At 44.3% G+C, this 531-nt stretch carries 1 protein-coding gene; it reads right to left on the reverse strand.

Features of this window, described 5'->3' with window-relative positions; translation table 11 throughout:
* Positions 1-20: 20 nt before the first annotated feature.
* The coding region (locus tag R7Q11_RS29025) for a phosphatidate cytidylyltransferase (RefSeq protein ID WP_225467326.1) at positions 21-531 on the reverse strand (511 nt) is incomplete at its 5' end.

Below are 531 nucleotides of genomic sequence, written 5' to 3' on the forward strand. Positions count from 1 at the left end.
ATGAAGCCGCTCCCGATAAATTAGAATACGTAGTATAGAAGAGCAAAGACTGGAAATGCAGCAGTCAGGCTATCGATGCGATCTAATACGCCACCGTGGCCTGGAATGATGTTACTGCTGTCTTTGATGCCAGAAACACGCTTAAACATGCTTTCGACTAAATCACCTAATACAGAAATCACGACCGTGATCAACGTAATGATGATCATATGAATTGGGCTCGTGAACTGGATATTGAACCAATCGGCAAACAACCAGCCAACAATCAGTGCCGCGATGATACCGCCAATAAGACCTTCAATCGTTTTGTTTGGGCTAACATGTGGTGCCATCTTGCGCTTGCCTAAACTTTTACCAGCGAAGTAAGCACCGCTGTCTGCAGCCCATACCAAGAAGCAAACGTACATTACGAGCTTTGCACCGTGGTATGGATCTACCGAAATGTCTGAGGCTCTTAGAATGATTACACTCCAAAGAAAAGGGAGTAATGTCAGAAAACCAAAAACATGTCGTAAAACAAGATTGCCTTGC

Source organism: Vibrio sp. 970 (assembly GCF_033339075.1).